The 18,637-nt window shown below is 67.3% G+C and carries 20 protein-coding genes; all 20 read right to left on the bottom strand.

All coding sequences use genetic code 11. The features are described 5' to 3' along the window. Positions 1-3: 3 nt before the first annotated feature. The 20 genes from IE243_RS08220 to IE243_RS08125 all read right to left on the bottom strand — a co-directional run bounded on the left by IE243_RS08220 (position 4) and on the right by IE243_RS08125 (position 18,574). Entirely contained in the window at positions 4-492 is a 489-nt protein-coding gene (locus IE243_RS08220) for a cytochrome c-type biogenesis protein (RefSeq protein ID WP_244642966.1), read from the bottom strand. Continuing rightward, positions 489-2,492, bottom strand: a complete 2,004-nt coding sequence (locus IE243_RS08215) for a heme lyase CcmF/NrfE family subunit (RefSeq protein ID WP_191318864.1) — start codon at positions 2,490-2,492, stop codon at positions 489-491. Before IE243_RS08215 ends, IE243_RS08220 begins: the two co-directional genes overlap by 4 nt. After that, positions 2,489-2,947, bottom strand: a complete 459-nt coding sequence (ccmE, locus tag IE243_RS08210) for a cytochrome c maturation protein CcmE (protein WP_191318863.1) — start codon at positions 2,945-2,947, stop codon at positions 2,489-2,491. Before ccmE ends, IE243_RS08215 begins: the two co-directional genes overlap by 4 nt. 9 nt (positions 2,948-2,956) lie before the next feature. Further along, a complete protein-coding gene (ccmI, locus tag IE243_RS08205; protein ID WP_191318862.1) occupies positions 2,957-4,063 on the bottom strand; it encodes a c-type cytochrome biogenesis protein CcmI in 1,107 nt (368 codons plus the stop codon). Positions 4,064-4,179: 116 nt separating this feature from the next. Next, positions 4,180-5,649 carry a sensor histidine kinase gene (locus IE243_RS08200; RefSeq protein WP_191318861.1) on the bottom strand — a complete coding sequence of 490 codons (1,470 nt, stop codon included), beginning with the start codon at positions 5,647-5,649 and terminating at the stop codon, positions 4,180-4,182. 1 nt (position 5,650) lies between these two features. Then, positions 5,651-6,349: a response regulator transcription factor gene (locus tag IE243_RS08195; protein WP_191318860.1), complete on the bottom strand. Its 699-nt coding sequence runs from the start codon at positions 6,347-6,349 to the stop codon at positions 5,651-5,653. 235 nt (positions 6,350-6,584) lie between these two features. After that, on the bottom strand, positions 6,585-6,908 hold the full coding sequence (locus tag IE243_RS08190) for a PepSY domain-containing protein (RefSeq protein WP_191318859.1): 324 nt from the start codon (positions 6,906-6,908) through the stop codon (positions 6,585-6,587). A gap of 131 nt (positions 6,909-7,039) precedes the next feature. After that, positions 7,040-7,999 (bottom strand): glycoside hydrolase family 108 protein, encoded by a 960-nt coding sequence (locus IE243_RS08185; RefSeq protein ID WP_191318858.1) that lies wholly within the window; start codon positions 7,997-7,999, stop codon positions 7,040-7,042. Positions 8,000-8,036: 37 nt separating this feature from the next. Beyond that, complete coding sequence (locus IE243_RS08180; RefSeq protein ID WP_191318857.1) at positions 8,037-9,503, bottom strand: DUF2793 domain-containing protein; 1,467 nt, start codon at positions 9,501-9,503, stop codon at positions 8,037-8,039. Between the two features lie 19 nt (positions 9,504-9,522). Continuing rightward, positions 9,523-13,470, bottom strand: coding sequence for a baseplate multidomain protein megatron (locus IE243_RS08175; RefSeq protein WP_191318856.1), 3,948 nt, complete (start codon positions 13,468-13,470; stop codon positions 9,523-9,525). Positions 13,471-13,500: 30 nt separating this feature from the next. Further along, positions 13,501-13,944: an NlpC/P60 family protein gene (locus IE243_RS08170; protein ID WP_191318855.1), complete on the bottom strand. Its 444-nt coding sequence runs from the start codon at positions 13,942-13,944 to the stop codon at positions 13,501-13,503. Next, positions 13,941-14,837, bottom strand: coding sequence for a phage/gene transfer agent baseplate hub protein (locus tag IE243_RS08165; RefSeq protein WP_191318854.1), 897 nt, complete (start codon positions 14,835-14,837; stop codon positions 13,941-13,943). The genes IE243_RS08170 and IE243_RS08165 overlap by 4 nt, the downstream gene beginning before the upstream one ends. Positions 14,838-14,858: 21 nt before the next feature. Further along, positions 14,859-15,497, bottom strand: a complete 639-nt coding sequence (locus IE243_RS08160; protein ID WP_191318853.1) for a DUF2460 domain-containing protein — start codon at positions 15,495-15,497, stop codon at positions 14,859-14,861. A gap of 15 nt (positions 15,498-15,512) precedes the next feature. After that, positions 15,513-16,124: a phage tail tape measure protein gene (locus IE243_RS08155; RefSeq protein WP_373301614.1), complete on the bottom strand. Its 612-nt coding sequence runs from the start codon at positions 16,122-16,124 to the stop codon at positions 15,513-15,515. Between the two features lie 25 nt (positions 16,125-16,149). Further along, positions 16,150-16,314, bottom strand: coding sequence for a phage tail assembly chaperone (locus IE243_RS08150; RefSeq protein ID WP_191318852.1), 165 nt, complete (start codon positions 16,312-16,314; stop codon positions 16,150-16,152). After that, on the bottom strand, positions 16,314-16,787 hold the full coding sequence (locus IE243_RS08145; RefSeq protein WP_191318851.1) for a gene transfer agent family protein: 474 nt from the start codon (positions 16,785-16,787) through the stop codon (positions 16,314-16,316). Before IE243_RS08145 ends, IE243_RS08150 begins: the two co-directional genes overlap by 1 nt. Before the next feature lie 11 nt (positions 16,788-16,798). Further along, positions 16,799-17,212: a phage major tail protein, TP901-1 family gene (locus tag IE243_RS08140; RefSeq protein ID WP_191318850.1), complete on the bottom strand. Its 414-nt coding sequence runs from the start codon at positions 17,210-17,212 to the stop codon at positions 16,799-16,801. Positions 17,213-17,226: 14 nt separating this feature from the next. Beyond that, positions 17,227-17,673, bottom strand: a complete 447-nt coding sequence (locus tag IE243_RS08135; RefSeq protein ID WP_191318849.1) for a DUF3168 domain-containing protein — start codon at positions 17,671-17,673, stop codon at positions 17,227-17,229. Then, positions 17,670-18,011, bottom strand: coding sequence for a head-tail adaptor protein (locus IE243_RS08130; RefSeq protein WP_210319811.1), 342 nt, complete (start codon positions 18,009-18,011; stop codon positions 17,670-17,672). The genes IE243_RS08135 and IE243_RS08130 overlap by 4 nt, the downstream gene beginning before the upstream one ends. Further along, complete coding sequence (locus tag IE243_RS08125; RefSeq protein WP_191318847.1) at positions 18,008-18,574, bottom strand: head-tail connector protein; 567 nt, start codon at positions 18,572-18,574, stop codon at positions 18,008-18,010. The genes IE243_RS08130 and IE243_RS08125 overlap by 4 nt, the downstream gene beginning before the upstream one ends. Positions 18,575-18,637 lie beyond the last annotated feature (63 nt).

The following is an 18,637-nucleotide window of genomic DNA, read 5'->3' as shown; positions in this document are numbered from 1 at the left end:
AATTCAGATGCGCCGCTCCCGGTCATCAAGCAGCTTCTGCAATTCCGCCTGTTCCGCGGCGCTCAGCGCTGGCGTCCCGGCGCGGGCGCGCCGACGTCCCCACAGCACAAGCGCGCCGCCGCACAGCAGGACAATGACCGGGCCCAGCCATAGTAAAAGTGTGCGCGCATTGAACGGCGGTTTCAGCAAAACGAAATCACCATAACGGTCAACGATATAAGCCCGGACCTCTGCATCACTGTCGCCGGCGACAAGCCGCTGCCGGACGACACGTCGCAAATCCTGCGCCACCTGCGCATCCGAATCATCGATGGACTGGTTCTGGCAAACGAGACAACGCAGCCCGAGGGAGATGCCGCGGGCGCGCTGCTCCAGCTTGCTGTCGGACAGCACTTCACCGGGCTGGAGCGCATGGCTGACGCCCGCGCCCGCCACCAGCACGCCAAGGCCAACAACGGCGGCCACGAGCACGCCCGTCCCGCGCCGGCTCACTGCGCCGCCACCGTTGCAATGGCGGGGACGTTCGTCGCCGCCATGTCCTTGCGCCTCCCGCGCGTCGGCGCGCCAACCCGCAGACGCCGATCGCTGAACGAGAGCGCGCCGCCGATGGCCGCGATTATCGCGCCGATCCAGATCAGCAACACCCACGGCTTCCAGTAAAGGCGAACGCCAAGGCCGTGCTCGCCCGCGTCGCCCGGCGCCACATAAACCTGGCCGAAACCTATGGTGGAAATGCCGGCCTCGGTCGTCGAGGTGTTGCGCGCCGGGAAGAAGCGTTTCGAGGCGTCGACTGTCCGGATAACCGCACCGCCCCGCAACACGTGGAAACGGGCGACGTCCTCGCGATAGTTGGCGACCTGCCTGGAGAAGCTGTCGGTCAGCACCACCTCATAGGGGCCTACGATCGCTGGCTGTCCTGGACGCACGGTGGCGAGCGTCTCAATGCTCCAGGCTTGCGCCGCGAGGCCAATCACGCAAACGCCAACACCAGCATGGGCTACGGCCGAGCCCCAGGCAGAACGCGGGAGACCGGCCGCCCGGCGCAGAATGACCGACAACGGGACGCCGCGCTTCCAGCTACGGCTCAGGATTTCATTGGCTCCGCCAACAAAGACAAAAATGCCAAGCCAGAGGCCGATCACCGCCAGGACCGGGCCGCCGCGCTGGATGAAGACAATGGCGAGACAAACGACAATCGATACGCCCATCACAAACAACAGCCGCGACACGGCGTCAGCCAGATCGCCGCGTTTCCAGGCCAGCGCCTGGCCGAAGGGGATCAGCAGCAGCAGCGCCATCGCCAGCGGCACGAAGGTAGCGTCATAGAACGGCGGACCAACGGAAATCTTGTCGCCAGTCAGACCTTCCAGCGCCAGCGGATACAACGTGCCGATAAACACGGTGGCGCAGGCAGTGGCGAGAAGCAGATTGTTGACGACCAGCGCGCCTTCCCGCGAAATCGGCGCAAAAAGACCTCCGGTTTTCAGCAACGGCGCGCGCCAGGCGAACAGCGCGAAGCCCCCGCCAATAAAGAAAACCAGAATGGCAAGAATGAACAGGCCCCGGCCGGGATCGGTTGCGAAGGTATGCACCGAAGTCAGCACGCCGGAGCGCACCAGGAAGGCGCCCAGCAGCGACAGCGAGAACGTCATGATCGCCAGCAGGATGGTCCAGACCTTCAGGGCGTCGCGCTTTTCCATGACCAGGATGGAGTGCAGCAACGCCGTGCCGGAAAGCCACGGCATGAATGAGGCGTTCTCGACCGGATCCCAGAACCAGAAACCACCCCAGCCCAACTCATAATATGCCCAGTATGAGCCCATGGCGATGCCGAGGGTCAGAAACACCCAGGCGATGAGACACCAGGGCCGCACCGCGCGAGCCCAGATGGCGTCAATTCGCCCGCCGATCAGCGCCGCGGCAGCGAAGGCGAACACCAGCGAGAACCCCACATAGCCGACGTAAAGGAGCGGCGGATGGATGGCGAGGCCAATGTCCTGGAGGATGGGATTGAGATCCTGCCCCTCAGCCGGCGGCGCAGCCACGCGGGCAAAGGGGTTGGATACGCTGACGAGGAAGGTCAGAAAGGCGAGACTTATGAGACCCTGAACCGCCAGGGCGTCGGCGCGCAACACGCCAGGCGCCATATTGCGGGCAACCGCCAGCAGCGCGCCGAACAACGCCACGACCAGCACCCACAGCAACATGGAGCCTTCGTGGTTGCCCCACAGGCCAGTGATCCGGAACAACAGCGGCTTCAGCGAGTGGGAGTTCTCGACAACGTTGCGGACGGTAAAGTCGGACGTCACATAGGCCCACGTGAGCGCTCCGAAGGCGATGGCGACGCAGACGAACACGCCGACAGCGGCGACGGGCCCGATCCCCATCAGCGATGCGTCGCGCGCCCGCGCGCCCCAAAACGGCAGAACCGTCTGGATCACGGACAGCGCCAGCGCCAGAACCAGTGCGTAGTGTCCAATCTCGACGATCATGGGCGCGCGGCTCCCGCTGTTTCACCGCCCTGCCAGACACCCTGCTTCTTCAGGGCGTCCGCCACCTCTCGCGGCATGTAACGTTCGTCGTGCTTGGCCAGCACCTTGTCAGCAACGAATGTGCGGTCGGGCTGCAAAACGCCTTCGGCGACCACGCCCTGACCTTCACGAAACAGATCTGGCAGCAGACCAGCATAGGACACGCGAACGTCCGCGTTTGAGTCTGTGATGGCGAAGCGCACCTGCTGGCTGGCAAGACGCTCCACCGAGCCCTCCTTGACCAGTCCGCCGATGCGCAAACGGGAGCCTGGCTGGATGTTCTTCTGCGCCAGTTCCGTCGGACCATAAAAAAACACGATCGTATCGCGCATGGCGAACAGCACGAGCCCAAGAGCCACGCTCAACACGGCGACGGCAGAACCAATCAGCAACAGCCTGCGCTTCTTTCGCGTCATCGGTCGTCCTCAGGGCGTCTTGGATCTGACGCCCAGTTCACGGGCAAAAGCTTCAAGTCCGGCGGCTTCCGCCGGGCGGGCGCTGAGGGCGCTCAGGCCTTCAGCCAGCGCCGCGCCTGCTTCAGCCTTGCGACCCAGCACCACGTAAGAGCGCACCAGCGTGCGCCAGCCTTCTGGATTATCGGGATTGGCCTTCAACCGCTCAGCCAGCCCCTGCACCATGCCGGCGATCATCGCGCCCTGGGCCTCAGCGGGAGCGGAAGCGATGTCCTTCGTCATGGCCTGCCGCTGCAGGCCGGCGATGCGCGCTTCCACGGCGCCGCGCCACGGCGCATCGGACGGCGCATTTTTCAGCAATGCTTCAAAGGCCTTGCGCGCGCCATTCACATCGCCGTCCTGGGCCAGGGCGACAGCAAGATAGAATTTCGGCATGGGCGCGGCCGGATCGCCCTTCGCAGCGCGCTCGAACAGTTCACGAGCGAAAGACTCCACCAACCCGTTGGCTGAGGCCACCAGCGCCTCGCCGTAGCTGGCGAGACGCGCCGGCGTTTCTCCGCGCAACGGCAGCACATTGGCCCAGGCTTTCACGGCTTCATCCGGTCGCCCCAAACGCAGATACACCGGGGCCAGCAGCTCCCAGCCGGCGCCATCGTCTGGCTTCGTTGCGAGATGACGCTCCATGCGCGCGATCAGATCGCCCGCGTCAGCCTGGGCGACCGGCCTTGCGCGGCGCTCCGCAATGGGCAACGACTTCATGTCAGGCGAGCCGACAGCGCCATAAATCGCCAGCGTGATCAGCGGGATTGTCGAAAGTGCGATGGCGGAGGCGGCGCGGCGTCGACGCAGGGCATATTCGCTTTCACCATCCGCGAGCCCTGCCAGAGTTGAACGGCTCTCCCGCAACAGGCGGCGGGCGGCCTCAGCCCGCGCGGCGTCGGCTTCCGTGGCGCTGATATAGCCGCTGCCAGCGTCCCGGGCGATTTCAGCAAGGCGTTGTTCATAAAACGCCCGTTCGTCGACCTGCCCTGCCGGCGCAGGGGCGCGACGCGACAGGGGCCAGAGAACAGCCCCGATCGCCAGGCCGGTCATGAGCGCGAAGATGAACCAGATCGCCATTCAGGCCGTATAGCCTGGCCGGCGGCTCAGTCAGATGGCGCAAGATGGCGCAGCGCGGCGACATAAGGTCACGCGAATTCAGCGCAAACCGCAACCGGCAAGAAATAATAAAAAAATCAGGTTGCGGACAGCGGCAGCGCCACAACGCCCGGAAGCGACAGTTCCGCCCGCAGGCCGCCAAGAGCGGACTTCTGCAATTGCAGGGCTCCGCCGTACATCTCGGCGAGATCGGCGACGATCGACAGGCCAAGCCCCGAGCCTGGCTTGGCTTCATCCAGCCGCTTGCCGCGCGCCATGGCGTCGGCCCAGGCCTCCGCCGCAAGGCCGGGCCCGTCGTCGTCCACGGCGATCCGGATGGTCGGCGCGCCGTCGTGATTGCTGATGGCGCCTGCGGTGATGGCCACCCGTGAACGTCCCCATTTGAAGGCGTTGTCGGTCAGATTGCCAATCATATCCTGCAGATCCTGCGCCTCTCCCCGGAAGCGCAACCCTTCCTCTACCGATACATCCACCGCGATGTCGCGTCCGGCGTGGATGCGGAGCAACGTCCGCGTCAGGCCGTTCACAACCGGCGCCACGTCAGCAAAAGCGCCAAGCGCGCCGGCGATCGCCGCAGCCCGGGCCCGGTCCAGGTAGTAATTGATCTGGTTGCGCATCACCGCCGCCTGATCCCGCACGCGCGCCGGAAAGTCTGATCCATCCGCAGCGCCGGCAATGCGTTCGGCGTCATTGACGATTACGCTCAGGGGCGTTTTCAGCGCGTGGGCCAGGTTGCCAACCTGGGTGCGCGCCCGATCCAGAATCTTGCGGTTGGCGTCGATCAGCAAATTGAGCTCAGCCGCCAACGGCGCGACGTCACGCGGATAGGAGCCGCCGATGTGGTCCGAATCTCCGTGGCGCACTTTCTCGATAGCGCTGCGCAGGCGGGTGAGCGGCGCGAGGCCGAACCTGACCTGGAGAAGCGTCGACAAAGCCAGCGCCAGTCCGAGCAGCACAAAGGTGAGCGTGACGTAAACGATGAACTCCCGTTTCTCCGCCTCGATCTCGTCAGCAGGCCCGGCAACGGTAATGTCGAAGCGCCCCTCCTCACCGAAATCGATGGTGCGCGAGATGACGCGCAGGCGACGCTCGTCCGGGCCCACCACGTAGCCGGCGCGGACGCCATCGTTGCGAGCCGCCTCGGCGCGGGCGGCGCGAGGGGGCAGCGGCGGCAACTGGGAGCCGAAGAGGGAGCGGGAGGCGCGGAGATCGCCCGCACCGCCGCCGACGCGGGCGATCTGCCAATACCAGCCCGACAGGGGCAAGTCGAAACGCGGCTCGCCGACGCCCACGCGCTCCTTGCCGTCAGCGCCAGCAGGCGCCGCCATTTCCGACACGAGACCGGTCAGATAGACCTGCAGCCGCTCGTCAAAAGCGCGCTCCGTCGCCCGGTTGTAGATGGCGGTGAGAATCAATCCGGCGACGATGAAAATCAGCACGCACCAGCAAATGGCCGAAATCACCAGACGTTCGGCCAATGAGGATTCGCGGCCGGTCAACCGGCTCAGTCGCGATGCGGGTCCTGATCCGGCTTTGTTCGCGCCCATCTCATGTCGCCGTCTTTCCGGCCAACCGGCCGGACGCCTCAGCCTGGGCCGGGATACGATAGCCCAGCCCCCTGACCGTCTCGATGATCTCCACGCCAAGCTTGCGCCGCAAGCGACCAATGAAGACTTCGATGGTGTTCGAATCGCGGTCGAAGTCCTGATCGTAGATATGCTCGACCAGTTCCGTGCGCGAGATGGTCTTGCCCGGATGGTGCATCAGATAGGACAGCAGCCGGAACTCGTGGGAAGTCAGGCGAATCTCGGCGCCGTCGACGGTGACGCGCGCCGCCCCCACATCCAGTTTTACCGGTCCGCTGGCGAGCACATTGCTCGCATGTCCGGCCGAGCGCCGGAGCAGCGCGCGCAGACGCGCCAGCAGTTCCTCCATATGGAAGGGTTTGGAGACATAATCGTCAGCGCCGGCATCGAAGGCCAGAACCTTGTCGTTCCAGCGGTCACGCGCGGTCAGCACCAGCACCGGCGTGGCCACGCCCCTAGCGCGCCATTGCTGCAGCACGGAAAGACCATCGAGCCCTGGCAGCCCCATGTCGAGGATCACTGCGTCATAAGGCTCGGTCTCCCCGAGAAAAACCGCTTCCCGGCCCTCCAGCACGCGATCCACCGCATAACCTGCCGCCTCAAGGGCATGACAGATCTGCCGGTTCAGCTCAGCGTCATCCTCAACCACAAGCAACCGCAACCGTGCTCTCCGCGCTGCTCCGGCCCGCCACGGGGCCGCTCAAGCCTGAACCGGCGAAACGCCTGTCGTTCTGATTGATGACAATTACCGGCGAAAACATGGAGAAGCAGGCCCCACCCGGCTGAAAGACCTGGAGCATTTTTGGGGTGAAAACCAATTCACAGAAAATGCTCCTTCTCTTTAATTTGACGCATTTTCTTTATGAAAAGTGGGTTCCACTTTCCTTGAGAATGCTCTAGCGGGGCGCATCTGACCGAGCCGGGCGCGCGCTGACCACCTGGTGGATGACGCGGCCGTCGCGCCGCAACAACGTGAGCCGATAGACATATTGCCCCTCGCGCCGGCACAACAGGGCGCGCAGAACCTTGGCGCCGGGACCAACCGTCGCTCGGGCTTTCCTCAGCACCACCTCCGGCGGCAGCACGGCATTCTGGTTCACCAGATCCCGCACCTCTGCCTGTCCCAGACACTGGTCATCGCTTTTGGGGCGCGCCTGCGCCTGGGACGTCCCCGCCGCCAGGCTGGCGAACACCAAGCACAGCCCGAGAGCCTTGATCACTGACGTCGCATCCGGAAGCACCAGGCAATTGAACACGCTTTCCCCCAAAGCCCGACAGCAGCGATTTCCGCGCCGATATTTGCATGAGCCGCGCCCTGCGTCATGTGCGTAACGCGCGGAGCTCGCCCGCGCTACACCCTGGGCTGCCGCTCCCCGAACTTTGATAGGAAGACGCCGCGGCGCCGGAATAGCCCCAGCCCCGGACTGCATGCAGCCATGCGGTCGTTACCCGTGTCCGTTGGCCCGCAGAGCGCCTTGTCGATAACGCGCCAGCGCCATGCAATGTAGAGCCGCCAGCAGACTCCAGCGACGAGCAGCAAAAGGCCGCAGGCGGTCATTGCCGAAGCCATGGCCGCGACGGCGGGAAACGATTGCGCCGCCAGACCGATATCCGCCGCCGCCTGACGCAGACTGTCGGCGAGCGCCTCCGCCGCAGCGGCGGTGGCGAGGCCTGCCCCAGCGGCCGCCCCGGCAAATCCGGCGCCTGATGGTCGTGATATTTGGCCGGGATCAGCGCGGGCGCTGACAACCAGCGTCGACTCACGGCTTTTGCTCTCCGTTAACCTGGCGCCGCCGGCCATGGCGGTGGCGACGCGTTCGACATTGGCGACACGCTTCGTCCAGCCGGCGCCAAAGCGCCGCCACATGCGCAACTGCTTCAGAAATGCGAGACGTCGTGCGCACTGGGAAGCAATCAGGGCCGCCACATCCTGGCGGGAACGGGCCGCCGTCAGCGTCACCTGGCCAACGACGCCGTCCACTCTCACCCCCAGATCACGTTGCAGCCACTTCACCGCCTGCACGGGCCCGGAATTCACCGCGGCGTCAAAAACCGCATAGTCCAGCCCGGCAGGCAGTTCGTCGGCGCGCACGCGATGCCAGTATTGTTCCAGATAAATGGCGCGCACTTCGGCCGTGCTGGCCAGGAATACATCGCGCGCCGGCTGGCCATGGCCGCGTCGCCAGGCATCGTAGACGCGTTGGGTGACGCCCCGGCTGGTGCGTCCGCCGGGGTCATGCGGATCATCCGCATTGCCGCCTTCATGGCCCAGCACGCGGGCCAGCGCGGCCTTCTGATTGGTCGCAACCATCGAGGTCCTCCGGTTGTGCTGTGATTTCGCGGCGGAATCAGGCGCCCAGATGGGCCAGCCGGCCGGCGCAGGCTGCGGCCAACCGGGCGTTGCCGGCCGCTGAAGGATGAACGCCATCGCCGGACATGTCGCCGGCTGCGTCGGCTGTGGCGAAATCGCCAAGCGCGTCGCGCTGATCGAAAAACGCGCAGCCGCGCGCCCATGCGGCCGCCTTCACAACGGCGTCGTAGTAGCGAAGGCCGGTCGTCGCAGCGTCGGCCGGATCCAGCGGCCGCGCCAGCAACAGACGCGTGCGGGCGCAACTCTGGAGGCGATCAACGATGCGATGCAGGCTCTGGCTGAATTCCGCCGCGTTGCGCCGCGCCTCCACGTCGGTCTGGGGCGATGAGCCGCGGTCGTTCATGCCGGCGTTGAGAATGAAGACATCGGCCTGCAGCAGATCGGCCCACATCCGCATCCGCGCATCGTCAAGGTTGGCCCAGTCCCGCGCCGCCGCCGAGGGCGTGCCAATGTCGAGAACCTGCGCGCCGTCACGGCCTGTGCCCGGGCCGTGCATCTCCACCGCCCAGAAATACAGCGGTTCGCCGCTACAGGCGATGCGCTCGATATTGATCCCCTTGCCAGCGTAAACTCCGCCGATATCAAGCAGAAACGTCAGTTTGTGGACAACGCCCAGTTCAGGGTAATCCGCCTGACGCACCAGCATGGCGTTATCCAGCACTTCGGTCGGCCACTGCCGGAGCCGGAACGACTGGCCGGGAGCCGTCCATTCGAAATACAGATCGACCGCATGGACATCGCTCGCGGGGCCAGAGAGGAGAAGGTAGTCGCTGCTCGCCAGCTCATCCGTCGCGACGTTGAGGCAGAACAGCCCCTTGCCGAACAGGCTGCGGCGGCGTTTCGCATCGCTCCATGGCAGCGTCGCGATATTGGTGAAGCCGGCGCTCACGGCATAGTCGCCGCCGCTCAGGCGCAGAGCGATGGTTTCATGATCGAGCGGCAGCAACCCCGGCCCGGCGTCTCCCAACGATGCCGTCAGAAGGCTGCGCAGATTGTCGGTGAAACCCGGCTGGCCGCCGCTGCTGCCGAGGCTGTCCAGCCCGACGACAACGCGCTGACGGGAGCGGCTGCTGAATGGCCTGGCAAAAGGGTCCGCGAAGCTGGATGCGGCGCCGGTTTCCCGCCAGTGCGTTCCGCCCCAGGCCATGAAGCGGTTGATTGCCTGCACGTAGGCGACCCAGCCGGGTCCCGGCGGATAAAAACGCCATGCGCCATCCTGCCAGACAGCCACCTGGTCGTCCGCGCCAGTCCAGGCTCCCGTCCCGGCTCCAACGATGTGGCGATCACCGTCCGCCGGCGTGGCGGGCGGCGCGGCGCGGCCGGCGTCGCGTACGGCAAGCTGGACCAGGTCGTCGAGAATGACGAGGCCTTCATTGACGGTGACGTGCTTCTGCGATTGCCCGGCCGCCACCAATGGCAGGCCAAGGCGCAAGGTCCCGGTCATGGAAAACTCCGCAACGGTTTCAGGAAATGGCGATAACCAGGCGCGCCGGGACGCCGCGTCCGACGGCGGCGCTGATCTGCATGACGGCGAGATCGAGCGTCGCCTGAGGCGTCCCGAAATCGGCCAGCTCTGCCGCAGCCGGATAAAGGATCGCCGGGGCGTCGCTGCTCAGCGTGCGTTTCACGTCAGCGCCGGCGTGGATATCGATGTTGTAGCGCTCAAATGCTTCGCCCAGCGGCGGCTCGGCCTCGCCCCAGGCATCGGCCATGAACCGGCTGCGGCGGATGAAACTGATGATAACGCCATCCGGTCCACGCCGCGCCCGGATGTGCGCCGGCGCCAACGGCCGCAGCGCCAGCGCTGATGGCGCCGCCTGCAGCTCCTGGAAGGCGCCGTCGCCATGGTCGCGTCCGGCCGGCCCCACCCGGTAACGCATGGTGCGACCGAGATCGCCCAGATCACTGGTCAGCGCCATCAAAGCCCGGTCGAGCGCAACGATCCTGGCGCCGGCTGGCAACAGGCGTCCTGCCGCCGTCTCGCTGCCGCCAAGACCGCGCAACAGTCTGCCGAAACGCCAGAGCCGCCCGCTCCGGCCAGCGTCGCCAATCAGTTCAATACGGCCTGCTGCGAGAATTTCGGCCACGCCGTCGTCATCCATGAGCGCGAACAGATTGGCGCCGTCGAACAGGGCCGCATCATCGATCGCGGCCAGGGCCCCGCCGCGCATGACGGCCGTAAAGCCGCTAACTCGGTCAAACCGCCAGAGCGGCCCCGGCGGCAGGGGCGCGATGGTCCGGCCCGTCATGGCCGGAACCGAGATCTGGCCGACATGATCGAAGTGGCCGCCATCGGCCGACCGCCACACCGCCAGGGGCCCGGGCCATGGGTCGGCGAAGGCCGCCAGATATTGCAGCGGCTCGGGCTGGACCGTAGCCGCTGGCAGGTCGAGGGCAAACGCCAGTGGCGGCCCCGGCAAGGGCGGCGACGCCCGGGCGGCCGGCCGCCATGGGGCGCCGGCGCCATCCGCCAGCGTCAGGGCGATGGCTTCCGCCTCCACGGTCCGGTGTGTTCCGTCGACCAGACGGGTGATGCGCCAGGTCCGCCAGGTCCCGTCAATAGCCACGGCGATGACGTCGCCCGGCTCCAGGGCCAGAGCTCGCGGCGAGACGCGCAGTCTGATGTGATCGCGCGCCTGCCAGAGCCGTTGCAGCCAGATGTCGGCCAGCCGCTGCGCCGCGCCGCGATGGGTGACCGCCGTCACGTTGGCCGCCGCCGCGCGCTGGCTGAAGCCCGTGAGCCTGCGGGACGTGGCGGCGGCGCGGCGATAGTCGCCATCGCCATCAGTGAAGCCAATGCGAACCTCACGCGGCAGTTCGCTTTCCTGGGCGCGGACCAACAGCCACGGCGCGCCATCGTCATCAGGGATCAGATCGTCCGCCCCAAACCAGGCCGAGATAACGCCTGATGGCCCACAGAACCGCACAGCCCCGCCGCTTGCAACGGCCTGGCAGCCATGCAGATCGCACAGCGGCTGCAACGCCTCGCGCGCCGACATGGGCCGGTCGACCACATAGCCATCGAGATAGCCGTCGACCTCGATGGCCCCGACAGGAGCGTCCGGGCCGCCGACGCCAAAATCCGCCAGCATCTGACGCAACAACGCCGCCAGTTCGACGCCCTCGAGGCGGCCGTTGAGCCAGTGGCCGCAACCCCAGTTGGCGGCGTCGCCCCAGACAACGGGCATGGCGGGGAAAGCCGGGAACGGCCGTGCGTCCCATGCCCAGACATGGATGCGCGACGGATCGACCATGCGGCCGCCATAGAGCGAGGAAACCGGATTCCAGTCATCGGCGGCGCCAAAGGCCGGATCGAAGCGGCGGATGATCGCCTGCACGCCCCGCATCTGCATGAGGTCGTCGCGAAAGCCGCGGGAGAATGGCGGCGCAGCGTTTTCGGACGACTTGGAATCGGGAAAGACGTTGGGACCATTGGTTCCCCTGTCGACGGCCGGCACGCCGATCTCGGTCAGCCAGATGGGTTTGCTGGCCGGGACCCAGGCGGTGGCGCCCGCTTCGACGCCGCCGGCGCGGCGCATGTGCGGATTGCGCCACCAGCCAATCAGATCCTTGGCGCGATAAATCCAGGGCTTGCCCCAGGCGCCGTCGGCGATGGGCGAGCGTATCTGCGCCGCCCGGTCGGCGTCGGAGGCGTAATACCAGTCGAACGCCTCGCCGGCGCCCAGTTGTCCGGTGAGATAATCCAGATCGTAGATGCTGCGCGCCAGCTCCGCGTCGGCGTGGCCGGCGCCGTCGCGCCAGTCGGAGAGCGGCGGATAATAATCGAGCCCCACCGCATCGATGTGCGGCGAGGCCCAGACCACATCGAGAGGAAAATCCACGTCGGCGCCGCCATTGCGCACGTGGCCGCCGTATTCAGTCCAGTCCGCCGCGTAGACCAGCTTGCAGCCGGGGCCGAGCACGGCGCGAACGTCTCCGGCCAACCCGGCGAACTGCTCCGCCGCAGGGTAGCCCGCGACGCCGCGAACCCGCGTCAGCCCAACGAACTCGGAACCAATGACGAAAGCCTCGACGTGCCCCGCCATCACCGCCAGCGCCGCGTAGTGCAGAATGAAGCGGCGATAGCTCCATTGCGGCGCGCCAGAAAAAGCGACGGTGGCGAAATATGGCGTGAACTGCGCCGGCGCCGCATCACCGAAGAAACGCGCGACCTGCGCCTCGGCCTCCGCCGAGCCATCCGGCGACCCCGCCGCATCCGGGGCCGGATGGCAGGTCATGCGACCGCGCCAGGGAAACGGCGGTTGCTCGCGCCCTGAATCGCGCGGATCGGCCCGGCCATTGCCAGGAGCGATGTCCATCATGACGAAGGGATACAAGGTCACGGCCAGGCCGCGCGCGGCCAGCTCATGAATGATGCGGATCACCGCCGCGTCGGATGGGGTTCCGCCGTAGGCGGGCCGGCCTTCAATCTGGCTTACCTGCCGGGTCAGGGCGCGGGCCTGACCACCCGCCATCCACGGGTCGCCGGTGGTCTGTTTGTCGTGGCGCTCGACGCGCGGCGCGATCGTGCATTCGCCAACGCGCAGATCGTCGCCGAACCAGCTGACGACCAGCGCCACGCGCTGCAGATTGGGACACAGCGCCTGCAAGGCGTCGAGCGAAGCGGCGATGTCGGTGGGGCCATGCAACTGATGGCGATTCTCCGGGGCGCTGACGCCCTCGGCCGGCATTTGCACGCGCCAGAGCGGATCATAGCCATATTCCGTCGAGCCGGGGATCAGATCGACGGAGCGGATCATGCCGCACAGGCCGTTGACCGGCCGCACCACCTCAAACGAAAACTGCGGAATGCGATTGCCGAAGCCAGCCAGCGGCAGACGCTCGAACACGACGTAAGCCAGGCCGCGATAGGCCGGCGCATTGGCCGCGCCCTCCTTCGCGACAATCAACGGATCGGCTTGCTGATCCGCCGCGCCGACATGGACGCGCATGGTCACCGTCGCCAGGTCCAGCTCCTCGCCATCGGCCCAGACGCGGCGGACAAAGGCAACGGGCCCCTCGCACAGGCCGACGGCGAGATTGGCGAAATAGCTCCAGCTCTGGTCCTTGCCGCTCCCCGCATCGGACAGGGCGCCCTTGCCGCCAGCGCCGCTACGGCCGGAGGCGAAGCTGGCGACGCGCTCAATTCGCGTCGCCCAGATCAGTTGACTGCCGACCCGGGCCCGACCATACGCCTTCGGGATCGGAGCGCCTTCGGTGGATGTGAGGCCAGGCGCGTCGGTCAAGGTCGGCGCGGCGGTCGCCTTGCGGCCGTCCAGAGCGGATAGCAGGCTGGAATCAACGGCGCTTCCCGCCAGGGCTCCGAGCGCCCGCCCGGCAATGGCGCCGGCTGGCCCGGCCAGGGCTGCGCCCAGGGCTCCGCCCGCCACCTGCAACACCAGCGTCGCCATGGCCGTCTCCTATCGGGTTTGCAGATGGTTTCAGCGGTGAGCGGCCTCAGGGAAGGCAAAGGCATAGGCCACGTGGCGGCGCCACCAGCGCGTCAGCGCCACTTCCGCCACCACCGCCCCGTCATGGGCGTGGATCATCAGGCCATCGCCAGAAAGGATGGCGCAATGCCGCGCCGGCGCACAGGGACGGAAGCGGAACAGCAGCACGTCGCCGGCGACCGCCCCGGACGGGACGATCTCGCGCAAATGTCGCCGGGCTGCGTCGCGAAAGCTCTCCTGACCGCCAGCCTCGGCCCAATCGGGAGCGTAAGGCGGCGGAGCTTCCGGCTCGACGCCGTAAAGCCCACGCCAGACGCCGCGCACCAGCCCAAGACAGTCGCAGCCGACGCCACGTAGCGAAGCCTGATGCAGATACGGCGTGCCCAGCCAGCGCTGGGCCTCGCGTACGGCGGCGGGGTCGTCGCCGGCGCTCACCGGAACATGCTCCCGCCGTCCATGACGCCCTGGCCCACGCCGCCGCGGCCAATGGCGAAATCATTGCCAGGCATATGCGGAAAGCCACGGAAATTCACGACATTGGCGAAGCGGTCGCGGCAGCATTCCAGGCTCCTGTCGCAGCCCGCGGTGACGGTGAAGCCATCGCCGGCGGAGATGGGCTGCACGGTCTCGCCCCATAACAGCAGCTCAATGACACCGGCCAGGGCGTGATGCAGCTTCACCGCGAAAGCAGCGCCGGCGTTGGCGCCAGAGGTCCAGACGAGCCGGCCATGCGTGAACCAGCCGCTGACGTAACTGGCGAGTTCGTCGCAACGAAGGCTGCTGCGGCCATCGCCGGGCGTCGTCACCGTGGCGGCGGCGCGCATCTCGGGGCGGTCGAGGTTGACGCCGCAGCGGGCGTCGCCAAGGTCGGCGGCGCAGGCGGCCCGGTAGACGCCGCCACGGGTTTCGTCGAGCCGGTGCATGACGCTGCGCAACTCAGCGGTGAACGCATAATCGCTGCGGCTGACTTCGCCGATGCTTCCGATATCAAGCAGCAGGCGATGCTGTGGCTCTTGCCAGTCGACCAGCCAGATTTCGACGCGGGCGCTGTCGTAGCGGCCCGCCATAATGTCGTCGCCGGTGATGGCGACGGAGGTCAGGGCGCCAGCCGCTTCGCCGCCGCCGACGGCAAAGCCCAGCTCCGCCGTGCGTTCGGCCGCCTCGAGCCCTGTCGCCGCCGCATAGACCACGCCGCCGAAGGCAATATCGCGGTCATGGTCGGTGAAGCCGAGCACCACGCCGTCGGCGCGGGCCAGCCGCCAGCAATGGGCAAGCGTCGTGGTTTCGCCGGCAAGACGCGCGGCGAGGCCTTCGGGAACAGCGCGCATGACGCCTCCTCAAGCACGGTTTCAGGGGAGAATTTCCACCACCGGGATGGACGGAATATCGCCGGCGGCGAAGGCTGCCAGATCGATGTCCAGCGCGTCGGCGTCAAAGCGCACCGGCACATCGAAAAGAAAGCCGGCGGTGACGCTGGCGCCGGCGGGCGGAGCATGGCCAGCGGCAAAGACGACCTGGCCGCTGGCGTGGTCAGTCGCGAACGCCGCCGGCGCCGCCTCCACGCCATTGACGGCGACGCGCACCGAACCAGCGACCGGCTTGCGGATGCTCCGCGTCCAGGGGGCGAAGCCGCCCCCATAGGTTTTCGCCAGTTGGAAAACGGCCAGCGCCCCATCGCCAACGCCCAGTGACTGGTCGACGGCGGAGGGCGTCATGGAGGGGGCGCAACTGCGATCATCGAGCCGGTCACGCCAGCGGAAGCCATGCAGGCGGCCGCGGCGCTCCTCGAAGAAGCTCACCACCTGAGCCAGCGCGTCGAGCGTCTTGACTCCGTAGCCAGCGTCATAGCGCCGACGGGAATCCGCCCAGCGGGCGTTGCGATGCTCGCGGCCGGAGCCGAGCGTAACGATATCGGTGCGGCGCTCCGGCCCGCCGCGCGCGCCCAGCGCCACGTCGACGGGAAAGCGCACCTCGTGAAAATCAGCCATGCCGCCTCCCGATGCTCACATCGCCCGCTGGCCGCGCACGACAGCGCGCGCCACGGCGGCGGAGACCTGCGCCCGCGAAGCGCGAAAGCTCTCCACATCGCGGGCGGCGATGTTCACGGTCACATTGACGGGGCGTCCGCCGGCCGCCTGCACGCCGAGCCGGCCATCGGCGCCGCGCTTCAGTGGCATGATCGCCTCGGCGCCCTGCTCGCCCATCAGCCCGACGCCGCCGGTCATGGGGAAGAAGGTCGGAGCGGCGACGACGCCGCCTTTGGCGAACGGCTGCACGCGCCCGCCCGAGAACGCGTTGCCTTTGGCGCTGGCAATGACGCCGCCGGGGGCGGACCCCAGCGATTTCACCAGGGATTCCAGCCCTGAGCCGAGAGCGCTTTCCAGCGGCTTCAGCGCGGCGTTGAGGGCGATATTGCTGAGACGCGCTCCAAGACTGACAAGCACCTGATCGAGGCTTTTGCCGCCGGCCATTCCGCTGGCGAAAGCCGTCGTCATCGCCCCACCAGCCCGGCGGGCCATTTCATCGAGATTGCGGAATGCGTCGGCAGCGTCCTGGACCGCCGAGATGTCCCAGGACGAGCCCTGCCCCCCCGTATCCATGGCTCGATCATCCATCGTGCGCTCCTCCATTTTGCAGGGATCAGTCAGGAAACGCCTGGGTCAGACAGGCGAAATCAGCCCGCGCCGGCGCACCGGGAGCAACGTCGGCTTCTCCCATCCCCCGCATGGCGGCGGCCAGCTCGCGCGGCGTCATCGCCCAGAAGACGTCGGGCGCCAGGCCGAGCCTGCCAAGGCCAAAAGCCATCACCGCATCCCAGGGAAAAGGCGACGGCCCCACGTCCGCATCCGCCGGACAAAAGGGCGATCCAGGCCCTCCCCCGAGGCATCGTCCCTCGACGTGGACGCTCGCGGCGCGACCCGATCGCCGAACGTCAGCGCCAGCAGTTCCGCGACGGCGCGCGCCAGGCCAGGCAATTCGCCGGCCACGGGCAGGTCAGCCGCCTGGGCGTCGGTGACGCAGCGACCGGCGCCGCGCATGGCGACGGTGACGATCGCCTGCAGGTCGCGGGCCGACAGCGCCCCCCGGCCAAAGCGCGCCGCGAGTTGGGCAAGATCATCGACCTGGAAGGCGATTTCCAGCTCCGCAAGGGCGCCCAGGGTGAGGCGCAGTCGCACCGGCTGGCCGCCGATGGTCGCCACCACTTCCCCGCGCCGGCGGTTGTGGAGATGGCGAAAGCAGGACAGGTTTGGCGAAACAGCATTCGGCGAAGCGGACATGGCGGTTCCCGTCAGACTGGGGTGAAGGTCAGGGCGCCGGCGGATTCGAGGGCGATGTCGAAGGTCACCTCACCCGCGTGCTCGCCGCGATATTCCATGGCGGTAATCTGGAACGGCCCATCGATGCCGCCAAAACCGGGGATGACGACGCGCCAGGCGCGGATATCCCCGGCGAAAAACGCCTCGCGCACCAGCGCGTCGCTGGCCTCGTCGAGAAAGACGCCAGCCCCGCTGACGGCGGCGCGCCGCACGCCGGCTCCGGCCAGAAGCTCGCGCCAGCGGCCACTGGATTCGGCGTTGGTGACATCCACTGCATCGGCGTTGAAAGCGATCTGCCGCGCCCGCAAGCCGGCCACGGTCACGAAAACGCCGGGCGTTGGCCCGGCGATCTTCAGCAACAGATCCTTGCCCTTTTGCGCTCCCATTCCACGCTCCTGTCTCAGGGGGCCTGATTTTCCGTGATGGCCGCCAGCATCAGCCGCACCTGCGACAGGCCGCTATGCGGATCGCGGCGCACGTCCTCGCGGGTCACCCGCAGCAGCGCCAGACGGTGACCGGTCAGCGGCAGATCCGCGTCGTCGAGCAACGTCCGGATGCGCGTGGCCGCCTCCAGCGCCGGCCGGGGGCCGCCAGGGCGGGACCAGATGGTCAAGCCGAGTTCGTGGCCCTCGCGCCGCAACGCGCCAGCGGAGCGGTCGCGAGCGACGGCGCCGTCGAACACCACATAGAGACCGGCAACGCCGCGCGGCGCCGCGTCATAGATACGGGCGCCGCCGAGCATGGCGGCCAGTGGCGCATCAGCCGCCAAAGCCGCGTGAACGGCGGCGCGCAACGCCAGAACCGGGGAAAGGATCGCCCCATCTCCCCCATTCCCTGCTCCGCTCATGGCGTTTCCTCCGTCACGCGCAACTCTGCCCACGCCCGCCAACCGTCCGGATCGCCACCACCCAGAATGGTGAAAATCCGCGCGCCATCGCGTAGACGCCGGGTTCCATCAAGGTTGTCGCGCCAGCGCATGCGGACGCTCCAGACGGTCGTTAGCGCCGGCCGGTCAGCCATGTCTCCTGGCGCGGCGCGGACCAGGCGAAATGACGCCCAAGCGTTGGCCTCGGGGATCCAGTCACGGCTGAAACCACCGGCGCCATCCGGCGCATCGACGGCCTGTTCGATGACGATGCGGCGTCGGCGCGGGCCGCTGACGCGGTTCATGCGGACCACATTCATACGAGCCTCATCGGCCGGAACGGAACCAGCAGGGCGCGCACCACATCGGGCAGCAGCGGCGCGCCGCGCGGCGTCAGGGTTTCGCCGCGATTATCAAACCAGCAGGCGACCATGGCGCGCACCGCCAGCCGTAGCGGCTCCGGCACATCCGCCGCCGCAGCGCCATGGCCGACGCCCACGTCGATCTCGATGTGGCCGTCAGGCAATGGAGGCGGCGGGGGCGCCGGGATGACGATGGTCCCCAGGCCCGCATCAACCCGAAACGCCGTTACGTCGAGGGCAGTGGCCTCGCCCGTTCGCGAAACCAGTCGCACGGCCTCGATGCGGTTCAGGGGACCAACTGCCGGGACGACGAAGCCAGTCGCCGGCCAGGCGTCAAGGCGCACGCGCCATATCTGGTCCAGCAGCGCCATGTTGGTCGCCGCCTCCACCGTCATGCGGCCGGCCCGGATCATCGTCGTCACGAGCGCATCCTCCGCGTCGCCGTCGAGCCGCAGGTAGAGCTTCATGTCGTCGAGCGTTACCGGTTCGACCGCGGGACCGTTGACAAGCATCAGATTCATGTCTCACCTCCCGGCGCAGTGGATGCTTCGGCCAGTCGTGTGGTCTGGATTGCAACCGCAAAA

Origin of the sequence: Camelimonas fluminis (assembly GCF_014656355.1) — a bacterium.
Lineage (GTDB): Bacteria > Pseudomonadota > Alphaproteobacteria > Rhizobiales > Beijerinckiaceae > Camelimonas > Camelimonas fluminis.
Note: the sequence above shows the minus strand (reverse complement) of the source record. Positions and strands in the feature narration are given on the sequence as shown.